The sequence below is a fragment of the Pantoea sp. PNT03 genome (assembly GCF_014852515.1).
In the GTDB taxonomy this organism is placed as follows: Bacteria; Pseudomonadota; Gammaproteobacteria; order Enterobacterales; family Enterobacteriaceae; genus Pantoea; species Pantoea leporis.
This window is the reverse complement of record NZ_JACVBT010000003.1, coordinates 19531-44785: the sequence shown is the minus strand read 5'-3', so window position 1 is coordinate 44785 and position 25255 is coordinate 19531. Positions and strand designations below refer to the sequence as shown.

The 25255-nt window shown below is 53.7% G+C and carries 22 protein-coding genes; 16 read left to right on the top strand and 6 right to left on the bottom strand.

Going from position 1 to position 25255, the window contains the following annotated elements:
• Position 1 precedes the first annotated feature (1 nt).
• Entirely contained in the window at positions 2–811 is an 810-nt protein-coding gene (gene btuF / locus IB226_RS12005; protein ID WP_192235661.1) for a vitamin B12 ABC transporter substrate-binding protein BtuF, read from the bottom strand.
• Positions 804–1502 carry a 5'-methylthioadenosine/S-adenosylhomocysteine nucleosidase gene (gene mtnN / locus IB226_RS12000; protein ID WP_192235659.1) on the bottom strand — a complete coding sequence of 233 codons (699 nt, stop codon included), beginning with the start codon at positions 1500–1502 and terminating at the stop codon, positions 804–806. Before mtnN ends, btuF begins: the two co-directional genes overlap by 8 nt.
• 97 nt (positions 1503–1599) lie before the next feature.
• Here mtnN and dgt point away from each other — a divergent pair, with 97 nt between their 5' ends.
• From dgt to IB226_RS11980, 4 genes are all read left to right on the top strand, one after another.
• Positions 1600–3093, top strand: coding sequence for a dGTPase (gene dgt / locus IB226_RS11995; protein ID WP_192235657.1), 1494 nt, complete (start codon positions 1600–1602; stop codon positions 3091–3093).
• Positions 3094–3229: 136 nt separating this feature from the next.
• A complete protein-coding gene (degP, locus tag IB226_RS11990) occupies positions 3230–4672 on the top strand; it encodes a serine endoprotease DegP (RefSeq protein ID WP_192235655.1) in 1443 nt (480 codons plus the stop codon).
• A 184-nt stretch (positions 4673–4856) separates the two neighbouring features.
• On the top strand, positions 4857–6014 hold the full coding sequence (locus IB226_RS11985) for a CdaR family transcriptional regulator (RefSeq protein ID WP_110867567.1): 1158 nt from the start codon (positions 4857–4859) through the stop codon (positions 6012–6014).
• The gene (locus IB226_RS11980) at positions 6014–7240 is read left to right on the top strand and encodes an alginate lyase family protein (protein WP_192235653.1); all 1227 of its coding nucleotides are present in this window, start codon (positions 6014–6016) and stop codon (positions 7238–7240) included. Before IB226_RS11985 ends, IB226_RS11980 begins: the two co-directional genes overlap by 1 nt.
• Positions 7241–7282: 42 nt before the next feature.
• Here IB226_RS11980 and IB226_RS11975 read toward each other — a convergent pair whose 3' ends face one another.
• The 4 genes from IB226_RS11975 to map form a co-directional block, all read right to left on the bottom strand.
• Entirely contained in the window at positions 7283–7675 is a 393-nt protein-coding gene (locus IB226_RS11975) for a DUF3461 family protein (protein WP_007893894.1), read from the bottom strand.
• Between the two features lie 293 nt (positions 7676–7968).
• On the bottom strand, positions 7969–8793 hold the full coding sequence (dapD, locus tag IB226_RS11970) for a 2,3,4,5-tetrahydropyridine-2,6-dicarboxylate N-succinyltransferase (RefSeq protein ID WP_008108489.1): 825 nt from the start codon (positions 8791–8793) through the stop codon (positions 7969–7971).
• 76 nt (positions 8794–8869) lie between these two features.
• Complete coding sequence (gene glnD / locus IB226_RS11965; RefSeq protein WP_110867586.1) at positions 8870–11524, bottom strand: bifunctional uridylyltransferase/uridylyl-removing protein GlnD; 2655 nt, start codon at positions 11522–11524, stop codon at positions 8870–8872.
• Between the two features lie 70 nt (positions 11525–11594).
• Positions 11595–12389 carry a type I methionyl aminopeptidase gene (gene map, locus IB226_RS11960; RefSeq protein ID WP_008108487.1) on the bottom strand — a complete coding sequence of 265 codons (795 nt, stop codon included), beginning with the start codon at positions 12387–12389 and terminating at the stop codon, positions 11595–11597.
• A 318-nt stretch (positions 12390–12707) separates the two neighbouring features.
• On the opposite strand from map, the gene rpsB reads away from it, so the two are divergent.
• The 12 genes from rpsB (at position 12708) to fabZ (ending at position 25252) form a co-directional block, all read left to right on the top strand.
• Complete coding sequence (gene rpsB, locus IB226_RS11955) at positions 12708–13427, top strand: 30S ribosomal protein S2 (protein WP_007893898.1); 720 nt, start codon at positions 12708–12710, stop codon at positions 13425–13427.
• A 182-nt stretch (positions 13428–13609) separates the two neighbouring features.
• Positions 13610–14461: a translation elongation factor Ts gene (tsf, locus tag IB226_RS11950; RefSeq protein WP_101762048.1), complete on the top strand. Its 852-nt coding sequence runs from the start codon at positions 13610–13612 to the stop codon at positions 14459–14461.
• 154 nt (positions 14462–14615) lie between these two features.
• A complete protein-coding gene (pyrH, locus tag IB226_RS11945) occupies positions 14616–15341 on the top strand; it encodes a UMP kinase (RefSeq protein ID WP_007893903.1) in 726 nt (241 codons plus the stop codon).
• Positions 15342–15483: 142 nt separating this feature from the next.
• Complete coding sequence (frr, locus tag IB226_RS11940) at positions 15484–16041, top strand: ribosome recycling factor (RefSeq protein ID WP_036649587.1); 558 nt, start codon at positions 15484–15486, stop codon at positions 16039–16041.
• Positions 16042–16160: 119 nt separating this feature from the next.
• Positions 16161–17363: a 1-deoxy-D-xylulose-5-phosphate reductoisomerase gene (ispC, locus tag IB226_RS11935; RefSeq protein WP_192236071.1), complete on the top strand. Its 1203-nt coding sequence runs from the start codon at positions 16161–16163 to the stop codon at positions 17361–17363.
• Positions 17364–17528: 165 nt separating this feature from the next.
• Complete coding sequence (ispU, locus tag IB226_RS11930) at positions 17529–18281, top strand: (2E,6E)-farnesyl-diphosphate-specific ditrans,polycis-undecaprenyl-diphosphate synthase (RefSeq protein WP_007893909.1); 753 nt, start codon at positions 17529–17531, stop codon at positions 18279–18281.
• 18 nt (positions 18282–18299) lie between these two features.
• The gene (gene cdsA / locus IB226_RS11925) at positions 18300–19157 is read left to right on the top strand and encodes a phosphatidate cytidylyltransferase (RefSeq protein WP_101762046.1); all 858 of its coding nucleotides are present in this window, start codon (positions 18300–18302) and stop codon (positions 19155–19157) included.
• Positions 19158–19169: 12 nt separating this feature from the next.
• A complete protein-coding gene (gene rseP, locus IB226_RS11920) occupies positions 19170–20519 on the top strand; it encodes a sigma E protease regulator RseP (protein ID WP_192235651.1) in 1350 nt (449 codons plus the stop codon).
• Positions 20520–20570: 51 nt separating this feature from the next.
• Entirely contained in the window at positions 20571–22982 is a 2412-nt protein-coding gene (gene bamA / locus IB226_RS11915) for an outer membrane protein assembly factor BamA (RefSeq protein ID WP_101762044.1), read from the top strand.
• Between the two features lie 95 nt (positions 22983–23077).
• Entirely contained in the window at positions 23078–23578 is a 501-nt protein-coding gene (locus IB226_RS11910) for an OmpH family outer membrane protein (RefSeq protein WP_007893920.1), read from the top strand.
• A 3-nt stretch (positions 23579–23581) separates the two neighbouring features.
• Positions 23582–24607, top strand: coding sequence for a UDP-3-O-(3-hydroxymyristoyl)glucosamine N-acyltransferase (lpxD, locus tag IB226_RS11905; RefSeq protein ID WP_192235649.1), 1026 nt, complete (start codon positions 23582–23584; stop codon positions 24605–24607).
• A gap of 189 nt (positions 24608–24796) precedes the next feature.
• Positions 24797–25252 (top strand): 3-hydroxyacyl-ACP dehydratase FabZ, encoded by a 456-nt coding sequence (gene fabZ, locus IB226_RS11900; protein ID WP_007893924.1) that lies wholly within the window; start codon positions 24797–24799, stop codon positions 25250–25252.
• The last annotated feature ends 3 nt before the right edge of the window (positions 25253–25255 follow it).

The following is a 25255-nucleotide window of genomic DNA, read 5'->3' as shown; positions in this document are numbered from 1 at the left end:
TTTAATCTTTATTAGTGCTTTTTTTCGTCGGATGTAAATCTGCACACAGCTGTTTCGCTGCCAGCAGCATGCGAGGCCCCGGACGGCTCAGCCAGTCGTCATTGATGGCGATCACCGGCACATCCAATTGCGGCTGCCAATATTGCGCGATGCTGGCGGCCCGAGCGGCATCACCCCCGATCACAATCGCCTGCGGATGGCGCATCAGCACCTGTTCGCGGCTCACCTGCGGCCAGCTAACGCTGCTATCGGCAAAAATATTCCTGCCGCCGCACAGCTCAATGACCTGGTTTTGCATGGTGTTACGCGAAGCCGTAAACAGCGGCTGCTGACCAAACTGCAAAAACAGCGGCAGGGGCGTACTTTGCTGATACTGCTTGCGTAGCGCCGCTTCCTGCGCGCGTAATGCCTGCGCCGCATCGATGGCTTGCTGCGGCTGCGGACTCCAGCGCTGTAACGCCGCCAGCGCATCGATCATTTGGTCAATGGTTTGCGGATCGATCCACTCAACCTTAATCCCGAAACGCTGCAGCTGTTCAATTTGCCGCTGTGGATTACCGCCGCGCCACGCCAGCACCACATCCGGCTTCAGTTGCAGAATGCGTTCCACTTTAATGCCTTGCCAGTTCGCCACCTGTTCCAGCGCGTTGGCCTGCGCGGGATAATCGGAGAAGGCGCTGACGGCGAGCGGCGTAATGCCTGCGGCGAAGGCCAGTTCCGTCAGATGTGGCGAAAGAGTGATGACGCGCGGCGCGGCAGCGAACAGGCTGTTGCACAGCAGCAACAGCCCAAGCAGCAGGATTTTAGCCACGCGCCAGCTGAACCAGCAGGTTTTCAACCATCAGTGAAGATTGTTTTGCCGCAACGCTGAGGAACTCGTCGAAGCTGAGGTGTGATTCCTGATCGGCGACGTCAGAAATGGCGCGCACCACCACAAATGGCACCTTGAACTGATGGCAAACGTGACCAATCGCGGTCGCTTCCATCTCCACCGCAATCGCCTGCGGGAAGGTGGTGCGGATGCGTTCCAGCGGTGCTGCGCCGTTGATAAAGGCATCGCCGCTCACCACCAAACCGCGTACCGCGTTGAGGTCGAGCTGCTTGATAACCAGCTCAGCGGCGGTAATCAGTTTGTCATCCGCCACGAAAGCGGCGGGGCAGCTGGCCATCTGGCCTGGCTCGTAACCGAAGGCGGTGACGTCGGCATCGTGATAGCGCACTTCATCCGACACCACGATATCGCCCACTTTCAGCGTTGGTGCCAGGCCGCCGGCAGAACCGGTGTTGATCACTACATCCGGCTTGCACAGCTGAAGCAGCAATGTGGTACCCAGCGCGGCAGCCACTTTGCCGATGCCTGATTTCAGCAGCGCCACTTCAACACCGTTCAGCGTGCCGGTGTAAATTTCGCAGCCGGCCAGCGTCAGTGTCTGGCGGTTTTCGATTTTGTCACGCAGCAGTGTAACTTCCTGCTCCATCGCGCCAATAATGCCTACTTTCATAAGAATCTCGCTAATTTAATGGATGTAACCCGCAAAAGTGAGGCATAGTCTAACATGGCTGATTGAGGAAGAATTCACGAAAAAATAAGGGGTAATTATGGCGACGATCAATTTCAGGAAGAAGATCAGTTTCACCCGCCCTTATACCAGCCGCAAAGATCCCGAAGGGGAATACTTTATTACCCGCCACTTTGAAAGCGATCGCGGACGTATTATTAACTCCGCCGCCATTCGTCGTCTGCAACAGAAAACCCAGGTATTCCCGCTCGAGCGCAATGCGGCGGTGCGTTCGCGTCTAACGCACTCGCTGGAAGTGCAGCAAACCGGGCGATATATCACCAAAGAGATTCTGCAAGCACTGAAAACCCAGGGCGGCGGGCTGGTGAATTATGGGCTGGATGAGTTTGAAGGTGCCTTCGAAAGCCTGATTGAGATGGCCTGTTTACTGCACGATGTCGGCAATCCGCCGTTTGGTCATTTTGGCGAGGCGGCGATCAATGACTGGTTCGACGAAAATCTGCCTGCCGAGCTGGTCGATCCGCTGGTGGCGGGCGTTGCCGATGAGGCTGAGCGCACCGCTTTTGACCAGTTGAATGCAATGATTCGTCAAGATTTATGCCATTTCGAGGGTAACGCGCAGGCGATTCGCCTGGTGCATACGCTGCTGCAACTCAATCTCAGCTATGCGCAGGTCGCCTGTATTTTGAAATATACCGCGCCCGCATGGTGGCAAGGCGATAAACCGGCCGAATATAGCGTATTAATGAAAAAGCCGGGCTTCTATTTATCTGAGCGAGAATATGTGGCTGAGTTGCGTGAAGCGACCAATATTAAACAGCACCATCGTTTCCCGCTTACCTGGATAATGGAAGCCGCCGACGATATCTCTTATTGCATTGCCGATTTGGATGACGCCGTAGAAAAAGACATCTTCCATGTTGAAACGTTGTATAAGCATTTATTGGATGCCTGGGGCGCGGTAAAAAACGGCGATGTTTTCAGCCGCACTATCGGTGATGCCTGGAAAGAGGCTAATCAGAAAAAACGCCGCAGTATCAGCGATCAATTCTTTATGTCATTGCGGGTTAACGTGCAAAACGTGCTGGTTAGCCATGCGGTTAAGCGTTTTATCGACAACTTACCGGCTATTTTCGAAGGCGATTTTAATCACGCTTTACTGGAAGATGATGGTGAAGAAGGGCGTTTGCTGAAACTATTTAAAACGGTCGCGCGTCAGCAGGTGTTTAATCATCCGGAAGTTGAACAACTGGAATTGCAGGGTTATCGGGTAATTAAAGGTTTGCTCGAAATATATCAGTCACTGCTGTTGCTGGATTACGAGCAATTTACCACCTTGATGAACGAAGACTTTCTGGCAAAGCATCCGATTGAAACCCGCTTGTTTCACAAGCTTTCCGGCAAACATCGAAAGGCCTATCAACAACACATGCGCTCATTAATTGTTGAGCATAAATATCAGCGCTTGTTATGGGAACGTTATTATCGTGCGCGCCTGATTCAGGACTACATTAGTGGGATGACGGACAATTATGCCTGGGACGAATATCGTCGTTTAATGGCGGTTGAATAAGCGCACAATTGTAAAGATGAAGAACAATTTTTTACCTTTACCTAAAACTTTATTAGGAACTTCGCGCTAAAAACTTAATCTCACCATCACGACCACAGCAATGGTCTGGCCGTAATTCTTAGAGAGACACAGATAAATGAAAAAAAACACAATTATGCTGGCGTTGGCGCTGAGTTTCGGCGCGGCGACGTTGAGCCCTGTGAGTGCATTTGCCGCAGAGACCGCTTCTTCTTCCAGCCAGCAATTGCCAAGCCTGGCACCCATGCTGGAAAAAGTCATGCCTTCCGTGGTGAGTATTAGTGTGGAAGGCTCGACGACGGTTAAAACGCCGCGTATGCCGCAGCAGTTCCAGCAATTCTTTGGTGATAATTCTCCGTTCTGCCAGGACGGTTCACCGTTCCAAAGCTCACCCATGTGTCAAAACGGCGGTGGTGACGGCGGCGCGGATGGCGGTGCTAACGCGCAGAAACAGCAGTTCCGTGCGCTGGGTTCCGGCGTGGTAATTAACGCGGATAAAGGCTATGTGGTGACCAACAACCACGTGGTGGATAACGCGACCAAAATCCAGGTGCAGCTCAGCGATGGACGTCGTTACGACGCCAAAGTGATCGGTAAAGATCCACAATCAGATATCGCGCTGATTCAGCTGCAGGATGCGAAAAACCTCACCGCAATTAAGATTGCCGACTCCGACAACCTGCGCGTCGGTGATTACACCGTGGCGATTGGTAACCCGTACGGCCTTGGCGAAACGGTGACCTCGGGGATTGTTTCGGCGCTGGGCCGCAGCGGCCTGAACGTTGAAAATTACGAAAACTTCATCCAGACCGATGCGGCGATTAACCGTGGTAACTCCGGTGGCGCATTGGTAAACCTTAACGGCGAGCTGATCGGGATTAACACCGCGATTCTGGCGCCGGACGGCGGCAACATCGGTATCGGCTTTGCCATTCCAAGTTCAATGGTGAAAAACCTTACCGCGCAGATGGTGGAGTACGGTCAGGTGAAACGCGGCGAGCTGGGCATTATGGGCACCGAGCTGAACTCAGAGCTGGCGAAAGCGATGAAAGTCGATGCGCAGCGTGGCGCCTTTGTTAGCCAGGTATTGCCGAACTCTGCTGCGGCGAAAGCCGGCGTGAAAGCGGGTGACGTGGTGGTGTCGATGAACGGTAAAGCGCTGACCAGCTTTGCAGCGCTGCGTGCCGAAGTCGGCTCGCTGCCGGTCGGTACCAAGCTGCAGCTGGGTCTGCTGCGCGAAGGCAAACCGGTGAATGTTACCGTTGAACTGCAGCAGAGCTCGCAGGATAAAGTGCAGTCCGCCACCATTTACACCGGTATTGAAGGTGCCGATCTCAGCAATATTGATACCAACGGCCAGAAAGGCGTGCGCGTCGATAGCGTCAAGCCTGGCAGCGCAGCGGCGCGTATTGGCTTGAAGAAAGGTGACGTGATTCTGGGTGTCAACCAGCAAGCCGTGGCTAATCTTGGCGAGCTGCGTAAAGTGCTCGACACCAAACCTTCGGTGCTGGCACTGAACGTACAGCGCGGTGACAGCAGCCTGTATCTGCTGATGCAGTAAGTTTCAGGTTGTTGATAACAGGCGAGCTTTGGCTCGCCTTTTTTGTGTCTGTGCAAATGTCCGGTACTGAATGTGACGCTTACCGCAAATCCCGCATAATCCCGCTGGCTATGTGCAGTTGCACAATGTCAGCGCCGTAACGGATGCGTATTCTGTCTGTTCGTCCTTATCTCCGGAGTGTTTGATGGCCACCTATCATCTCGATGCGCGACTGGCTCAGGATATTGTTGCCCGCACCATGCAAATTATTGACAGCAATGTCAACGTGATGGATGCGCGTGGTCGCATCATCGGCAGTGGCGATCGTGAGCGCATTGGCGAATTGCACGAAGGGGCGCTTTTGGTGCTGTCACAAGGGCGCGTGGTAGACATCGACGAAGCGGTGGCAAAACATCTGCACGGCGTGCGTCCTGGCATCAATTTGCCGCTGCGTATTGATGGCGATATCGTTGGCGTGATCGGTTTGACCGGCCAACCGGCAACGCTGCGTCACTACGGCGAATTGGTGTGTATGACCGCCGAAATGATGCTGGAACAGGCGCGTTTGCTACACATGCTGGCGCAGGATAGCCGCTTGCGAGAAGAGCTGGTGCTGAATCTGGTGCGCAGCGAAACCTTATCGCCAGCGCTCAGCGAATGGGCGCAGCGGCTCGGCATCGATCTCAATCAACCGCGCGTGGTGGCGGTGGTGGAAGTGGACAGCGGCCAGCTCGGCGTTGATAGCGCCATGTCCGAGCTGCAACAGCTGCAAACGCTGCTGACCACGCCAGAGCGCGACAACCTGATTGCGATTGTTTCACTCACCGAAATGGTGGTGCTGAAACCGGCACTGAATGTACATGGCCGTTACGATCAGGACGATCATCGCCGCCGCGTGGATCAACTGCTGCAACGCATGAAGGAGAGCGGCCAGGTGCGAATGCGCATCGCGCTCGGCAACTACTTTACCGGTCCCGGCAGCATCGCACGTTCGTACCGCACCGCGCGTACCACCATGATGGTGGGCAAACAGCGCATGCCGGAACAGCGCAGCTATTTTTATCAGGATCTGGTGCTGCCGGTGCTGCTCGACAGTTTACGCGGCGGCTGGCAGGCCAACGAACTGGCACGCCCGCTGGCAAAGCTGAAAAGCATGGACAACAATGGCTTGCTGCGACGCACGCTGGTGGCGTGGTTCAGCCACAACGTGCAACCCAGCGCCACGGCACGCGCGCTATTCATTCATCGCAACACGCTGGAGTATCGCCTCAACCGTATTTCCGAGCTTACCGGGCTCGATCTGGGCAATTTTGACGATCGCTTGCTGCTGTACGTGGCTCTTCAACTGGATGAGCAAAGTTAATGAGAAACCTGTGGATTGCGCTGCTGTGGCTGTATAGCGCGCTAAGTGTGGCTAACGATCCGGCCTTTCTCTCGTTAAACGATCTGCAGAAAGTTAAGCAGCAGCTGGCACATCATCAGGCCGCGCCGCCAACGCTCGACGCCTGGCATCAGCTTAAACAGCAAGCGGATAACGCGCTACAACACCCCAATCCCAGCGTCACCGATAAAGGTATGATGCCGCCGAGCGGCTCGAAGCAGGATTATTTAAGCCTGAGCGCCTATTGGTGGCCGGATGCCAGCACCGCCGACGGCCTGCCGTGGCAGCGTCGTGATGGCGAAGTGAATCCTGCCAGTAAGAATGATCAAAGTGATGGCGTGCGGCTGGCGCGCTTTACCGCCGATTTTCAGGCCCTGACGCTGGCGTGGTACTTCACTGGCAATCAACGTTATGCCGATAAAGCGCTGGCGATGATGCGTCACTGGTTTATCAATCCCACCAGCCGTATGCACCCTAATCTTAACTTTGCTCAAGGCATTCCGGGCCGATCCGCGGGCCGCCATGATGGCGTGCTCGATGGGCGCTACTTTGCCACGCGCGTGGTGGATGCGCTGACTTTGCTACGCAATGCGCCCGGTTGGCAGCCTGCCGATCAGCAAGCGATGCAGCAGTGGTTTAGCGAGTATCTGCACTGGCTGCGGCACAATCCGCTAGCACTGCAAGAAGCGGCGGCGGTGAATAATCATGGCAGTTGGTATTGCACGCAGGTGGCGGGAATCGCGTGGTATCTGGGCGATCGTGAGACAGTCACAGCGATGGTAGAGTTGGCGCGCAATAAAATTGCGCTGCAAATTCGTGCCGATGGCAGCCAGCCCGCAGAGTTAGCGCGCACGCGATCCTTCCATTACAGCTACTTCAATCTGCAGGCGCTTAGCGCATTGGCGCAGCTAGCCGGTAAAGCAGGGTTAGGCGATTTATGGCATAGCCAGCAGCCGGGCGGATCGTTGCTGGCTGCGCTCGACATGATGGCGCCGTACAGCGATGCCACTAAACTCTGGCCGTGGAAAAACCGCGATCGCGTGAGCCAGCGCATCATTCCGCTGCTTTCAATGGCCGATAACAGCCTGCAGCAGCCGCGTTATCAACAGTGGATCATGCAGACGCAATGGAAAGATCAAAAGAGTGGGGCGGTGAGGCAGGCACAGCGTGATACCTGGCTGCTTTCGCTGCCTTATCAGCAGCCATAAAAAAAGGCCAGCATCGGCTGGCCTGTTATCTAAAGCGCAAAATCAACGGTTGTTGCGGGTCAGCTGATCAAGGTCTGATTCGATTTCAGCGATCTTGTTCGAGACCACGCTTTCCAGATGGCGCAGATCCGCCAGAATTTTGCGCTTCAGATCCACTTCAACCTGGTCGCGCTGGCAAATCTGGTCCAGTTCATCGATCACATAACGCAGGTTCGGGCTGATTTCCTGCACTTCTTTGTAACCCTGGCTGGTGTGATCGGCGACAACGGTTTTGCGCTGACGTGGATATTTGAATTTCACGCTTTTAGCAAAGAATTCACCTTTGTCTTTGCGGAAGTAGATTTTAAGAATGTCGTTGTTAGCTTCCTGACGCAGGCTGTAACGGTCGATGTCGTCAGGGTTGCTGATACCTAAGCTTTTCAGGTTGTCGTACATAGCGTTTATATTCCATCTAAGAGTGGGTGAGCGCGCAGGACTATCATCATCATTCGGGATGCAGCAGAAACGCGGCAACCGGAACGCTTACGGCATACTTAATCAACTGTAGACACAAAAACCGGGATGAACAGTGCGCGACCGGAGTTAACTTGGCGCGGATTATGAACTGTTTGAAAAATAAACGCACGTGTTAATTCGCGGCGCGAAACAGGTAATTCTGGCGGGAGTGTAAACAAATAATTACGGGCCTGTAGGCAGGCCCGTCGGGAAGATCTTCAGGCAGGAGAAGCTCAGTCGATGCTGCGCAGCAGTTCGTTAATGCCTGTTTTGCTGAGCGTTTTAGCGTCAACTTTCTTCACGATTACCGCGCAGTACAGGCTGTAGCTACCATCTTTAGACGGCAGATTACCGGAAACCACCACGGAACCCGCAGGTACGCGGCCGTAATGCACTTCGCCGGTTTCGCGGTCAAAGATTTTGGTGCTCTGGCCGATGTAAACGCCCATGGAGATCACGGAACCTTCTTCGACGATCACGCCTTCAACGATTTCTGAACGTGCGCCAATGAAGCAGTTATCTTCGATGATGGTTGGGTTAGCCTGCAGCGGCTCCAGCACGCCACCGATGCCCACGCCGCCTGACAGGTGGACGTTTTTACCGATCTGCGCGCAAGAACCCACAGTCGCCCAGGTATCAACCATGGTGCCTTCATCAACGTAAGCGCCGATGTTGACGTAGGAAGGCATCAGCACGGTATTACGTGCGATGAATGCGCCCTGACGCACGGCAGCAGGTGGCACAACGCGGAAACCGGCGTTTTTAAAACGCGCTTCATCCCAGCCAGCAAACTTCATTGGCACTTTGTCGTAGAAGCGGGTTTCAGAACCTTCCATGACCTGATTGTCGTTGATGCGGAACGACAACAGCACTGCTTTCTTCAGCCACTGATGCGTTACCCACTCACCGTTGATCTTTTCAGACACGCGCAGTTCACCGCTATCCAGCAGGCCAATAACCTGGGTGATAGCATCGCGGGTCGCGCTGTCTACGCTAGATGGCGTGATGTCGGCGCGGCGCTCAAAGGCAGATTCGATAACGCTCTGTAACTGTTGCATAATGATTTCCTAAGTCTGTAATACGGGTGCCAGCATCGCACTGGCACGGTAAATAAATTTGATTAATCGATTGCGGTCACACTTTATCGTTTGGATTAAGGGCCTCTGTCAACCTCTGTTGCAACACATTGCGCATTTCCACCCCAAGCGCACGTCGCTCACTATCGGCGAGGATGAAAAGATCCTCAACCCGTTCACCAATCGTACTGATGCGTGCGCCGTGCAGCGACACGCCCAAATCGGCGAACACTTCACCCACGCGCGCCAGTAAGCCGGGCTGATCGAGCGCGACCAATTCCAGATAACTGCGGCGGTCGGTGTGCGTCGGCAGGAAATTGACTTCGGTATCGACACTGAAATGCTTGAGGCGCGCAGACTGGCGACGCGTACGCGGCGGAACCCATTCGTTTTGCGTGATGGCTTGTTCCAGCGCCTGAATGATCAGCGGATGGCGATCGGCGGCCAGCGGGCTGCCATCCGGCTCCAGCACAATAAAAGTGTCCATCGCCATGCCATCGCGACTGGTAAAGATCTGCGCATCATGCACGCTGAGATTGCGGCGATCCAACTCGCCGGCCACCGCCGCAAACAGGTGCGGACGATCCGGGCTCCAGATAAAGATCTCGGTACCGCCGCGCGTGGCCTGCGGGCTGACCAGCACCAGCGGTTTGTTGAGATCGTGATGAATTAAGTGGCGCGCATGCCATGCAAGCTGATTCGGTGTGTGACGCAGGAAATAGTCGGCGCGGCAGCGGCTCCAGATATGGTGCAAACGCTCTTCGTCGAGGTTTTCCATCCGCAGCAGCGCCAGCGCTTGCAGACGATGATGGCGCACGCGCTCGCGCAGATCCGGGCTGTTTTCCATGCCGCGGCGCAGCTGTTTTTCGGTCGCGAAGAACAGCTCGCGCAACAAACTCTGCTTCCAGCTGTTCCACAAGCTTTCATTGGTGGCGCAGATATCGGAAACCGTCAGGCACGCCAGATAGCGCAAGCGGTTTTCGTTCTGCATCACTTCGGCGAATTGCTGAATCACGGTGGGATCCTGAATATCGCGGCGCTGCGCGGTGACTGACATCAATAAATGATGGCGTACCAGCCAGGCAACCAGCTGCGTTTCGCGGGAGTTCAGTCCGTGTAGTTCGGCAAAGTCGAGCGCATCCTGCGCGCCGAGAATGGAGTGATCGCCGTTGCGGCCTTTGGCGATATCGTGCAGCAGCGCAGCCATCAGCAACAGTTCCGGCTGTGGCAGGCGCGGCCAGAGTTCAACGCACAGCGGATGCATCGGGCGCGTGGCTTCGTCGGCAAAACTCTCCAGCTTCTGCAGCACGCGGATGGTGTGCTCATCCACCGTGTAAGCGTGGAACAGATCGAACTGCATCTGACCGACGATGTTGCCCCACAGCGGCGTATAGGCCCATAACACGCTGTGACGATGCATCGGCACCAGCGCACGCTTAACCGCGCCAGGATGACGCAGAATCGCCATAAAGGTTTCACGCGCTTCAGGAATTTGACACAGCGGCTGCTTCAAATGGCGGCGCGCATAGCGCAGCTGCCGCAGCGTGGTGGAGTAAATACCTTTGATGTTTTCGTTACGCACCATCACGTAGAACATACGCAAGATGGCTTGCGGCTCACGCTCAAACAGCGTGAGATCGCGCAGGTCGATGAGATCACCGCGAATCTGGAAATCGTCATCAATGTTGCGCGGTTTTTCAGTGGTCGACAGCGCCAGAATCGCTTCATCGAACAGCTGCAGCAGCATTTGATTGAGTTCGCCGATGCGACGCGTGACGCGATAGAAGTCCTTCATCATGCGCTCAACCGGCTCGTTGACTTCGCCAAGATAGTTGAGGCGTTGAGCGACGGTGAGTTGTCGATCAAACAGCAGACGATTGTCATAGCGTGGCAGCGTTAAGTGCAGCGCAAAGCGAATGCGCCACAAAAATTCCTGACACTCGTTGATTTCATTGCGTTCCGCTTCGGTGATAAAGCCGAAACCAACCATCTCATCCATGGTGGTGGCGCCAAAGTGACGACGCGCCACCCATTGCAGCGTGTGTATGTCGCGCAGGCCGCCGGGGCTGCTTTTGATATCCGGTTCGAGGTTATAGCTGGTGCCGTGATAGCGCTGATGGCGCTCCTGCTGCTCTTCAATTTTGGCGGCGAAGAAGCGCGACGACGGCCAGAAACCATCGCTGAAGATGTTCTTTTGCAGTTCGAGAAACAGCGCCACATCGCCAGTGAGCATGCGCGATTCGATCAGGTTGGTGGCGACCGTAAGATCGGATAAGCCTTCCAGCAGGCACTCTTCCAGCGTACGTACGCTGTGACCAACTTCCAGCTTCAAATCCCACATCAGCGTTAGCAGCTCGCTGGCGCGCTGCGCGGCTGTGTCGTCCAGCGGCTGGCGGCTGAGGATCAGCACATCAATATCGGAGAGCGGATGCAGTTCGCCGCGACCATAACCGCCAACGGCAACCAGTGCGATCTCCTTCATCTGGTCGAAACCAAAGAAGCGCCACAGGCGACGCAGTAAGCGGTCGATAAACAGCGTGCGGGCATCAATCAGAGATTCAATATCGGTGCCCGCATCAAATGCAATGCCCAGGTGCTGCTGGAATTGCTCAAGATAGTGTTTGAGCTTGTCGCGCGTCAGGGCGTCATCCGGCCAGCTGGCGGGGGAATCGGTCAGGCCTTTGTGTACTGCTTCGGTCACGCTACCACTCATCAACATGCCTCTTCATTACGCACATAAAAAAGGCCAGCGATAAGCCGGCCTGGTACTGTTAGCGAGATGATTACGCGACGTTTTCGAGCACCGCTGGAATGGTGTCGTCTTCACGCAGCGTCAGAATCTCACAGCCGTTTTCTGTCACCACAATAGTATGCTCATACTGCGCGGACAAGCTGCGATCTTTGGTTTTCACGGTCCAGCCATCCTTCATGGTGCGGATGCGGTAATCACCGGCATTGACCATCGGTTCGATGGTGAAGGTCATGCCTGCTTGCAACACCACGCCGCTATCATCCGCGTCGTAATGCAGTACCTGCGGCTCTTCATGGAAGCCTTTGCCGATGCCGTGACCGCAATACTCGCGCACCACCGAAAAATCCTGTGCTTCGACATACTGCTGAATCGCGCGGCCCAGTTCACGCAGACGAATACCCGGTTTCACCAGACGCAGCGCGATATAGAGACTTTCCTGAGTAACGCGACACAGGCGCTCGCCCTGAATGGTGGCTTTACCGACGATGAACATTTTTGAGGTATCGCCGTGATACTCATCTTTGATCACCGTGACATCGACGTTAACTACGTCGCCATCCTTCAGCACGCGATCGTCGCTCGGAATACCGTGACATACCACTTCATTCACCGAAATACACACTGATTTCGGGAAGCCGTGATAGCCGAGGCAGGCGGAAATCGCCTGCTGCTTCTGCGTGATGTGTTCGTGGCAGAGACGATCCAGTTCACCGGTGGTGACGCCAGGCACCACGTGCGGGGCAATCATCTCCAGCACTTCAGCGGCAAGGCGGCCCGCCACGCGCATTTTTTCGATTTCTTCAGGGGTTTTAATTGAAATAGCCATTAAATTAATCCGCAATCGTCGAATTTTTCGACAATAATGAGTTCTGTGGCAGTCATGTTAGCAGCCAGCAAAAGGGCTGCCAAATGGCGATTGTCTGCGCCTGCGGCGCTCAACTACTATTGGCGTATTCCTGCGCATTGTGGTATAAAGCGCGCCGACGATTCTCTGTCACCGACGTTTGGCTGGCAGGAAACGCATAAAACTCATTATGTGTACTAAAACACACATGTATCGACACATACGCCGGGGTGCCTTGAAAGAGGTCGGTCGTATGGGATACATGGAGGCCCAACCCCAAATCAAACTTTAGAGGTAATCATGGCAACTGTTTCAATGCGCGACATGCTCAAGGCTGGTGTTCACTTTGGTCACCAGACCCGTTACTGGAACCCGAAAATGAAGCCATTCATCTTCGGCGCACGTAACAAGGTTCACATCATCAACCTCGAGCAGACTGTGCCAATGTTCAACGACGCTCTGGCTGAGTTGAAAAAGATCTCTTCCCGTAAAGGTAAGATCCTGATCGTTGGTACTAAGCGCGCTGCTGCCGAAGCGGTAAAAGAGTCAGCTCTGAGCTGCGACCAGTTCTTCGTAAACCACCGCTGGTTGGGTGGCATGCTGACTAACTGGAAAACCGTTCGTCAGTCAATCAAACGCCTGAAAGATCTTGAGTCTCAGTCTCAGGACGGTACTTTCGACAAACTGACCAAGAAAGAAGCGCTGATGCGCACTCGCGAACTGGCCAAGCTGGAAAACAGCCTGGGCGGTATCAAAGATATGGGCGGTCTGCCGGATGCACTGTTCGTTGTTGACGCTGATCACGAGCACATCGCTATCAAAGAAGCAAACAACCTGGGTATCCCAGTTTTTGCTATCGTTGATACCAACTCTGATCCAGACGGCGTTGACTTCGTTATCCCAGGTAACGACGATGCGATCCGTGCTGTAAGCCTGTACCTGACTGCCGTTGCCACTACCGTGCGCGAAGGCCGTTCACAGGATCTGGCTGAGCAGGCTGAAGAAGCTGCTGAAGCTTAATAAGGTTCGCTCTTTCTAAGAGCCCTTAGACATCAGATGTTATCTGTTAAGGGGGCCGTTCAGGCCCCTTTATTTTATCTAAGTCTGTCACGCTCACTACAGAGCGAGCGGGGCAGAGTAAATTTTCCGCAACAAGTTTCTGACAGTGTGTGAGCACACAGAGACGAATCGAGGATTCTGGAATGGCTGATATTACCGCTGCATTGGTAAAAGAACTGCGTGAGCGTACTGGCGCAGGCATGATGGACTGCAAAAAAGCGCTGACCGAAGCGAACGGCGACATCGAGCTGGCGATTGAGAACATGCGCAAATCTGGCGCAATCAAAGCTGCTAAGAAAGCAGGCAACGTTGCTGCTGATGGCGTGATCAAAACCAAAATCGCTGACGGCTTCGCGGCGATCCTGGAAGTAAACTGCCAGACCGACTTCGTTGCAAAAGATGGCGGTTTCCAGGCGTTTGCTGACAAGGTTCTGGATGCAGCTGTCGCTGGCAAAGTTACCGATGTGGAAGTTCTGAAAGCGCAGTTCGAAGAAGAACGCGTAGCGCTGGTTACGAAAATCGGTGAGAACATCAACATCCGTCGTATTGCTATCCTGGAAGGCGCTGAGCTGAACAGCTATCAGCATGGCGCACGTATCGGTGTGGTTGTTTCTACCACCGGTGCTGACGAAGAACTGAGCAAGCAAGTTGCTATGCACATCGCTGCAAGCAAGCCAGAATTCGTTAAGCCAGAAGACGTGTCTGCAGACGTGGTCGAGAAAGAGTACCAGGTCCAGCTGGATATCGCCATGCAGTCTGGCAAGCCAAAAGAAATCGCAGAGAAAATGGTTGAAGGCCGCATGAAGAAATTCACCGGCGAAGTTTCTCTGACCGGTCAGGCTTTCGTTATCGACCCAAGCAAAACCGTTGGCCAGGCGTTGAAAGAGAAAAACGCTGACGTCATCAACTTCATCCGCTTCGAAGTGGGCGAAGGCATTGAGAAAGTTGAAGCTGACTTCGCAGCAGAAGTTGCTGCAATGTCCAAACAGTCTTAATGGTCCGAAAGAACCGCCACAAGGCGGTTCTTTTTTGTCTGCGATTTAGTGCAGCACTTTCAGTCTCATCCCAATAGCTTTTCTCGCGGGCTTTGCGGATGATCGACCAGATTTTACTTCTCCTTTTCATCATATCTTCCAGGAAGAACTGACCATGGCGACCAACGCAAAACCTGTATATCAACGTATCCTGCTAAAACTGAGTGGCGAAGCACTGCAAGGTGCCGAAGGTTTTGGCATCGACGCGAGCGTGCTTGACCGCATGGCGCAAGAGGTGAAAGAGCTGGTTGAGCTGGGCATTCAGGTGGGTGTGGTTATTGGTGGCGGTAACCTGTTCCGCGGCGCAGGTCTGGCCCAGGCGGGCATGAACCGTGTGGTAGGCGACCATATGGGCATGCTGGCAACAGTGATGAATGGCCTGGCAATGCGTGACGCGCTGCACCGTGCGTATGTCAATGCGCGCTTGATGTCAGCGATTCCGCTGAACGGCGTGTGTGATAACTACAGCTGGGCAGAAGCGATCAGCCTGCTGCGTAATAACCGCGTCGTGATCTTCGCGGCCGGTACCGGCAACCCGTTCTTTACCACTGACTCTGCAGCCTGCCTGCGCGGCATCGAAATCGAAGCCGACGTGGTACTGAAAGCCACCAAAGTAGACGGCGTCTACTCTGAAGATCCGGTGAAAAACCCGGATGCCACGCTGTATGACCAACTGAGCTATGCAGAAGTGTTGGATAAAGAGCTTAAAGTAATGGATCTCGCCGCCTTTACGCTGGCGCGTGACCACAAGCTGCCTATCCGCGTCTTCAACATGAACAAGCCTGGCGCATTGCGTCGCGTCGTGATGGGTGAAAAAGAAGGCACCCTGATTACGCATTAATACCCGACGCGCGTTAAAATAAGGTATATTCTTTTGCCGCGATGCTCTGACATCGCGCAGCAATTAGGATGATCGATGTTTATCGATACCGCTTCCGGTTAGCCCGGAAATGGCCAGGTCAACCGAATTCAAGGGTTTCAACGTGATTAACGACATTAAAAAAGATGCAGACACGCGCATGGAAAAATGTGTGGATGCATTTAAAAACAACATCAGCAAAATCCGCACCGGTCGTGCTTCGCCTTCACTGCTCGACGGCATTGTGGTTCCTTATTACGGTACACCAACGCCGCTGCGCCAGCTGGCTAGCGTGACGGTTGAGGATTCACGTACGTTGAAAATCAACGTATTTGATCGCTCGCTGAGCGCTGCGGTTGAGAAAGCGATTATGACGTCTGATTTGGGTCTGAACCCAAGCTCAGCCGGTAGCGATATTCGTGTGCCGCTGCCAGCGCTGACCGAAGAGCGTCGTAAAGACCTGATCAAGATCGTACGTGGCGAAGCAGAGCAGGGCCGTGTTTCCGTGCGTAACGTCCGCCGTGACGCCAACGATAAGATCAAAGCGCTGCTGAAAGACAAAGAGATCAGCGAAGACGACGAACGTCGTACGCAGGACGAGATCCAGAAAATGACCGATGCGCACATCAAGAGTGTTGATGCCGCATTGGCCGATAAAGAAAAGGAACTGATGGACTTCTAATTCCATCAACTGCTTTTCAAAACGCCGTTCAGAGACGAGACGTGTTCGACTCTGGCGGCGTTTTACATTGTGTCTGGCGCTGTTGCGGACACTCTCCACGACTTCACAGGGATAGCATGATGAAGCGATTAACTCTGCTGGGATCGACCGGCTCCATTGGTACCAGCACGCTGGCGGTGATTGCCGCAAATCCTGAACTTTATCAGGTGACCGCGCTGGTGGCTGGCCAGAATGTGGCGTTGATGGCTGAACAATGCCTGCAATTCCAACCGCGCTATGCCGCGATGTCCGACGAGACTTCCGCACAAGCGTTGCGTGAGCGACTGAAAGCACTCAACGTTAATACCGAAGTGCTCTCCGGCGTTCAGGCAGCCTGCGAATTGGCCGCGCTGGATGACGTGGATCAGGTGATGGCGGCGATTGTTGGCGCCTCAGGTTTACAGCCCACCATGGCGGCAATTCGCGCCGGTAAAACCGTGCTGCTGGCCAACAAAGAGTCGCTTGTCACATGCGGCCGTCTGTTTATGGAGGCGGTACGCCAACATCAGGTGCAATTGCTGCCGGTCGATAGCGAGCACAACGCCATTTTTCAGAGTTTACCCGCTTCCATACAGCATCAGTTGGGGTACGCTGATCTGCGGGGAAACGGCATCGAGTCGATTCTCCTTACGGGATCGGGTGGTCCTTTTCGTGACACGCCATTAGCGGATTTAGCCGGTATGTCGCCGGATCAGGCTTGTGCGCATCCGAACTGGTCAATGGGGCGTAAAATCTCCGTTGATTCGGCCACCATGATGAATAAAGGTCTTGAATACATTGAAGCCCGCTGGCTGTTTAATGCGACTGACGCGCAGATGGAGGTGATCCTGCATCCGCAGTCGGTTATCCATTCGATGGTGCGTTATTGCGACGGCAGCGTGCTGGCGCAACTGGGCTCTCCGGATATGCGGACGCCTATTGCGCACAGCATGGCATGGCCAGCACGTATTTCTGCGGGCGTAACGCCGCTCGACTTCACGCGCATGAAGTCGTTGACGTTTTCCGAGCCGGACTACGAGCGCTATCCTTGCCTGAAGCTTGCGATTGATGCCTGTGCCACAGGTCAGGCCGCTACGACATCGCTGAATGCAGCGAATGAAATGGCGGTGGCAGCTTTTCTGCAGCACCAGATTCGCTTTACCGATATCGCCGCCATCAACAGCGAAGTGCTGGCGTCCCTGAGTTGTCAGGAGCCGGGCAGCATTGACGAGGTGATGGAGATCGATCGGTTAGCGCGCGTACGTGCCAATGAATTGTTACCGCGCTTTCGTTTAGCAGGTTGATAGTTCCCGCTATTTGTTCGCTCTGGGTGAAAATGGTATAGTCGCTCGCTCGCGTTTCACAGCCGACATTGTTTCGATGTCATCTGGCGTGTTTGCCGGAGTTTGCTGCAGGCGCAATGTATTCAGAAACCACAGCATTTCTGATGAAAGGAATTATTACGCGTTATGTCGTCCAACAATCACAACACAATCGATGACGAGTCGTACTGCACGCCACGTCACGTGGCCATCATTATGGATGGTAATGGTCGCTGGGCAAAAAATCAGGGCAAACTGCGTATTTCAGGCCACAAAGCCGGGGTAAAATCAGTACGCCGGGCTGTCAGCTTTGCGGTTAGCCATAAACTGGAAGCGCTCACGCTTTATGCGTTCAGCAGTGAAAACTGGAGCCGTCCGATTCAGGAAGTGACAGCGTTAATGGAGTTGTTTGTCTGGGCGCTCGACAGCGAAGTCAAAAGCCTGCACAAACACAATGTGCGTCTGCGCATTATTGGCGATATCAGTCGTTTCAATAACCGAATTCAGGAACGCATTCGCCGCGCCGAGGAACTGACTCAGCAAAATAATGGACTGACCCTAAACATTGCTGCCAACTATGGCGGCCGTTGGGATATTATCCAGGGTGCCAGAAAATTGGCCGAACAGGTTCAGGAAGGTTTACTGCGTCCTGACCAGATTACCGAAGAAAGCCTGGCTCCGTATTTGTGTATGCAGGAGCTGGCGCCAGTGGATTTAGTGATAAGGACCGGGGGAGAGCATCGGATTAGCAACTTCCTGCTGTGGCAAATCGCCTATGCTGAGTTTTGGTTTACCGATGTTCTTTGGCCTGATTTTGATGAAAACGTTTTTGAAGGTGCACTGAATGCATTCTCTACGCGGGAGCGACGCTATGGCGGTACTGCACCAGGCGGCGCCTAAGCAATTTGGGGGTAACCTTTGCTGAAGTCTCGTCTGATTACCGCGTTAATTTTGATTCCGCTGGTGATCGCTGCACTGTTCTGGTTACCCCTGTCCGGTTTTGCGATTATCACTATCATCATCTGCATGCTTGCCGCTTGGGAATGGGGGCAGTTTGCCGGCATGAAAACGCGTCAGCAACGTATCTGGCTGGCCGTGCTTTGCGGCCTGTTGCTGTCCGCGATGCTCTTTACCCTTGAACCCTATCAACGCAATCTGCACCAATTCCAGATGGAAGGCTCGCTCTGGGCATCGCTGTTGTGGTGGATTGTCGCGCTCATCTTAGTACTGTTCTATCCCGCTTCTGCCGCGTTGTGGCGTCACTCACGTACGCTGCGCCTGCTGTTTGGCGTGCTTACCTTGATTCCGTTCTTCTGGGGCATGATGGCGCTGCGTCAGTATCATTACGATACCGACCATTTCGCCGGCGCATGGTGGCTGCTGTTCGTGATGTTCCTTGTCTGGGGCGCAGATTCCGGTGCTTACATGTTTGGTCGCTTGTTTGGCAAACACAAGTTGGCACCGAAAGTCTCTCCGGGTAAAACCTGGGAAGGTTTCTTCGGCGGCCTATTGTCATCTGCCATTATCGCCTGGCTGTTTGCTCTGCTGGCACCGCTTTCGGTGGCGCCGGGCACGCTAATTATCTGTGCGGTGATTGCGACGCTGGCATCGGTATTGGGCGACCTGACTGAAAGTATGTTCAAGCGTGAAGCGGGCATTAAAGACAGCGGTAACTTGATTCCGGGGCACGGTGGTATTCTCGATCGTATTGATAGCCTGACTGCTGCGGTGCCGGTGTTTGCCTGCCTGCTGCTGTTGGTGTTTCGCACCCTCTGAGGATAGCTGGCGATGTTGAGTATACTCTGGAGTTTTGCCGCCTTTATCGTGGCGCTTGGCGTGCTAATTACCGTGCACGAGTTTGGCCATTTCTGGGTGGCGCGCCGCTGCGGTGTTAAAGTTGAACGTTTCTCGATTGGCTTTGGTAAAGCGCTGTGGCGTCGCAGCGATCGTCAGGGCACCGAATATGTCATCGCGCTGATCCCTCTTGGCGGCTACGTCAAAATGCTCGACGAACGCGTTGAAAGCGTTCCCGCCGAGCTGCGTCATCAAGCCTTCAACAATAAAACCGTGCTGCAGCGTGCTTCGATTATCGCAGCCGGTCCTATCGCCAACTTCATCTTCGCCATCTTTGCTTACTGGGTCGTGTTTATTCACGGCGTGCCAGGTGTGCGTCCTGTGGTTGGTGAAATTCTGAACGGTTCCGTCGCTGCCGAAGCGCAAATTACCTCCGGCATGGAACTTAAAGCGGTAGATGGTATCGAAACGCCTGATTGGGATGCTGTGCGTATGGCGCTGATCGGTAAAATCGGCGACAGCGATGCCACGCTTACCGTCTCGCAATTTGGCGAAGAAGCCACGCAGCAAAAGCAATTAAATTTGCGCGATTGGCAATTTGAGCCTGATAAACAGGATCCGGTGGTCGCTTTAGGTATTCGTCCACTTGGGCCGCAGATTGAAACGACCTTAGCCGAAGTTCAGGCAAACTCACCGGCAAGCAATGCTGGTTTGCAAGCGGGCGATAGGATCGTTAAAGTCGATGGTCAGCCATTGTCACAGTGGCAGGCTTTTGCGGCACAGGTGCGGGATAATCCGGGTAAAAACATGGCGCTAGATATCGAGCGCAACGGCGAACCTGTGGCGTTGACGTTAACGCCGGAAGCGAAACCGGGCAATGAAGCGGAAGGCTTCGCGGGTGTCATCCCGCGTGTGATTCCGCTGCCTGATGAGTACAAAACGGTAAGGCAGTATGGACCTTTTGCGGCGATCGGCGAAGCCAGTGTAAAAACCTGGCAGTTGATGAAGCTAACAGTCTCCATGCTGGGCAAGTTGATAATCGGGGATGTGAAGCTGAATAACCTGAGCGGGCCGATTTCGATCGCGCAGGGTGCCGGGTTATCAGCAGAGTACGGGGTGATTTATTACCTGATGTTCCTGGCGCTGATCAGCGTCAACCTGGGCATCATTAACCTGTTCCCTCTGCCGGTTTTAGATGGTGGTCACCTGCTCTTTCTGGCGATCGAAAAGATCAAAGGTGGACCGGTGTCCGAGCGAGTTCAGGACTTTAGTTATCGCATTGGCTCAATCTTGCTAGTGCTGTTAATGGGGCTTGCACTTTTCAATGATTTCTCACGTCTGTAATAGCTGGAACGCATACAGGCGCGGGATGTGTTAGGAAAACGCATAACAACGATGGCGATGAAAAAGTTGCTCATAGCGTCGCTGCTGTTTAGCAGCGCCACCGTTTACGGTGCAGACGATTTCGTAGTGAAGGACATTCATTTCGAAGGTCTCCAGCGAGTCGCCGTCGGCGCGGCTCTGCTCAGCATGCCGGTACGTGTCGGTGATACGGTGAATGACGATGATGTCAGAAACACCATTCGCTCACTGTTCGCCACCGGTAACTTTGAAGATGTGCAGGTTCTGCGTGACGGTACAACCCTGATTGTTCAGGTGAAAGAGCGTCCAACCATTGCCAACATCACTTTCTCCGGCAACAAAGCGGTGAAAGAAGATCAGCTGAAACAGAACCTCGAAGCCTCTGGCGTGCGCGTTGGCGAAGCGCTGGACCGCACCACGCTCTCTTCAATCGAGAAGGGTCTGGAAGACTTCTACTACAGCGTCGGTAAATACACCGCCAGCGTCAAAGCGATTGCTACGCCGCTGCCGCGCAACCGTGTGGATCTGAAATTCGTCTTCCAGGAAGGCGTTTCAGCGCAGATCCAGCAGATCAACATCGTCGGTAATAAAGCATTTACCTCTGACGAACTGATCTCGCGCTTCTCACTGCGTGACGAAGTGCCATGGTGGAACGTGGTGGGCGATCGTAAATACCAGAAACAGAAGTTAGCGGGCGATCTCGAAACCCTACGCAGCTTCTATCTGGATCGTGGTTATGCGCGTTTCAACATCGATTCCACGCAGGTGAGCCTGACGCCAGATAAGAAAGGCATCTACATCACCGTGAACATTAACGAAGGCGATCAGTACAAGATTGCTGGCGTGATCGTGAACGGCAGCATGGCGGGCCATTCTGCTGAAATCGAAAAGATGACCAGGATTCCATCGGGTGAGTTGTATAACGGCACTAAAGTCACCCAGATGGAAGATGACATCAAGAAATTGCTGGGTCGCTACGGTTACGCCTATCCGCGCGTAATGACGCAGCCAGAAATCAACGATGCTGATAAAACCGTCAAGCTGCATATCAACGTGGATGCGGGCAACCGTTACTACGTGCGTAAAGTGCGCTTCGAAGGTAACGACACCTCAAAAGATTCCGTACTGCGCCGTGAAATGCGTCAGATGGAGGGTGCCTGGTTGGGCAGCGACCTCGTCGATCAGGGTAAAGAGCGTCTGAATCGTACCGGTTACTTCGAAACCGTGGATGTGGATACGCAACGTGTTCCGGGTGCGCCGGATCAGGTTGATGTGGTCTACAAGGTGAAAGAGCGTAACACCGGTACTTTCAACTTTGGTGTCGGTTACGGTACTGAAAGTGGCGTCAGCTTCCAGGTGGGCGTGACCCAGGAAAACTGGCTCGGCACCGGTAACACTGTTGGCATCAGCGGTACCAAAAACGATTACCAGACCTATGCTGAGTTCTCACTGACCGACCCATACTTCACGGTCGACGGCGTGAGCCTTGGCGGTCGTTTGTTCTATAACGACTTTAAAGCCGATAACGCCGACCTGTCTGACTATACCAACAAAAGTTATGGTCTCGACGGTACGCTGGGCTTCCCGGTCAATGAAAATAATACGCTGCGTGTTGGTTTAGGTTATGTGCATAACGACCTGTCCAACATGCGTCCTCAGGTTGCGATGTGGCGTTATCTCGATTCGGTCGGTCGCCATCAGGGCTTGAACGATGACGGTGATTTCTCTGCAGATGATTTCACCTTCAACTACGGTTGGACCTATAACACTTTAGACCGCGGCTTCTTCCCTACGCGCGGTAACCGTACCAACCTGAACGGTAAAGTGACGATTCCAGGCTCTGATAATGCGTTCTATAAAGCGACATTGGATAGCCAGCAATATGTGCCGCTGAACCGCGATGGTACGTGGGTGGTGTTAGGCCGTGGCCGTGTAGGATATGGTGACGGACTTAATGGAAAAGAGATGCCGTTCTATGAGAACTTCTACGGCGGTGGCTCGAGCACGGTTCGTGGCTTCCAGTCCAACACCATTGGTCCTAAAGCTGCGTACCTGAACGATGGCTCGTCAAACTGTAATATCTCTGATCCAAACGGCGTCTGTAAGTCGGACGATGCGGTCGGTGGTAACGCCATGGCGATTGCCAGCCTGGAGCTGATTACGCCAACGCCGTTCCTGAGCGAGAAGTATGCGAATTCCGTGCGTACCTCAGTGTTTATGGATGCCGGTACCGTTTGGGATACCAAATGGCAGAACACTGCGGAAACACGCGCGGCGGGTGTGCCAGATTACAGCGATCCTAATAACATTCGCGTCTCTGCCGGTGTGGCACTGCAGTGGATGTCACCGTTAGGGCCGCTGGTCTTCTCATACGCCCAGCCGATGAAGAAAGTCGAGGGAGACAAGTCAGAGCAATTCCAGTTTAACATTGGTAAAACCTGGTAAGGCTCTGAGCAGGGAAGTGAAAATACCGTCTTGCATGCGTGCTGCCTGATAATGTGGCACGCTGCAAACACACACGTTGAGGTAAGGAGTTTATAGTGAAAAAGTTGTTCTGTGCTGCTGCTCTGGGTGTTGCATTAGCTGCTTCTGCGGGTGCCCAAGCGGCTGATAAAGTTGCCGTCGTTAACCTGAGCCAGGTTTTCCAGCAGTCTCCGCAGCGTGCCGCTGTTGCTAAACAGCTTGAAGGTGAATTCCAGAGCCGCGCCTCTGACCTCCAGTCTCAGCAGCAGAAGATCCAGCAAGAAATTCAGGATCTGCAGCGTAATGCATCGACCATGAAAGCGAGCGACCGCACCAAGAAAGAGAAGCAAATCTCTTCTGAGCGTGCTGCCTTTGAACAAAAAGCACAGGCTTTTGACAAAGACAACCAAACTCGTCAGATGCAGGAGCGTAACAAGCTGCTGGCTAAAATCCAGACCGCTGTTCAGTCTGTAGCGAAAAGCGAAGGTTACGATCTGGTTCTGGACTCTCAGGCCGTGCTGTACTCTTCTTCTGATGCTAAAGACATCACTGCTGACGTTGTAAAACAGGTTAAATAATTGATGTCATCAATTCGACTGGCTGATTTAGCCCAGCAGTTGGATGCAGAATTGCACGGAGATGGCGATATCGTCATCTCCGGCATTGCTTCTATGCAATCCGCCACAACTGGCCAAATCACTTTTCTTGCAAACAGCCGCTACCGCGAGCAGCTCGCTACTATCCAGGCTTCAGCCGTGGTGCTGACGGAAGCGGATCTGGAGTGGTGTAAAACGGCCGCCCTGGTGGTGAAAAATCCTTACCTGACTTATGCCCGCATGGCACAACTGCTGGACACAACGCCGCAGCCCGCGCAGAATATCGCGCCCAGCGCGGTGATCGATGCAACGGCTAAGCTGGGTAACAACGTTTCGGTAGGCGCAAATGCGGTAATCGAGTCTGGCGTAGAGCTGGGTGACGACGTCGTTATTGGCGCAGGATGTTTTGTTGGTAAGCAGACGCGTATCGGTCGCGGCTCACGTTTGTGGGCTAACGTCACGATTTATCACGAAATCCAGATTGGTCAGGATTGTCTGATTCAGTCCGGCACCGTCATTGGTGCTGATGGTTTCGGGTATGCTAACGATCGCGGCAATTGGGTGAAAATCCCGCAGCTGGGTACCGTCGTGATTGGTGATCGGGTTGAAATTGGTGCCTGTACTACCATCGATCGCGGCGCGCTGGATAACACTCTGATCGGCAATGGTGTTATCATAGATAACCAGTGTCAGATTGCGCACAACGTCGTGATTGGTGATAACACCGCTGTTGCGGGTGGTGTGATCATGGCGGGTAGTCTGAAGATTGGACGTTACTGTATGATTGGCGGCGCCAGCGTCATTAACGGCCATATGGAAATCTGTGACAAAGTGACCGTAACGGGCATGGGCATGGTAATGCGCCCGATCACAGAGCCAGGCGTATATTCGTCGGGTATTCCACTGCAACCCAACAAAACCTGGCGTAAAACAGCAGCGCTGGTGATGAACATCGATGAAATAAGCAAACGCTTAAAAGCCATCGAACGTAAGGTCGATAAAGACGACTAAACGCATCCCACGCTACTTGCTTTCATAACAAGAAGTGTACTTTCTTCCACCTTCGGTAACCCGAGAATGGCAGCAGGTATCGTAAGAAAGCGAAACGCCCCGAACTAATTTGCGGCCTGCGGAAGATCATTTTGATCGGTGCAGGCCGTGTTATTGATGCCATCAGATTTTTAGGACAGGAAGAGTATTTTGACTACTGAAACGCATACTCTGAAAATTGAAGAGATTTTAGAACTGCTGCCACACCGCTATCCTTTCTTGCTGGTTGATCGCGTGCTGGATTTTGAAGAGCATAAATATCTGCGCGCGGTGAAGAACGTTTCTGTTAACGAACCGTTTTTCCAGGGACATTTCCCTGGTAAGCCGATTTTCCCAGGCGTTCTGATCCTGGAAGCGATGGCGCAAGCGACCGGTATTCTGGCGTTCAAAAGCGTTGGGAAACTGGAACCAGGCGAACTCTATTACTTCGCTGGTATCGATGAAGCCCGTTTCAAACGTCCGGTTGTGCCGGGCGATCAGATGATCATGGAAGTGACCTTCGAGAAAACCCGTCGTGGTCTGACGCGCTTTAAAGGCGTGGCGACCGTGGACGGCAAAATTGTCTGTGAAGCGACCATGATGTGTGCCCGTAGCCGGGAGGCATAATAA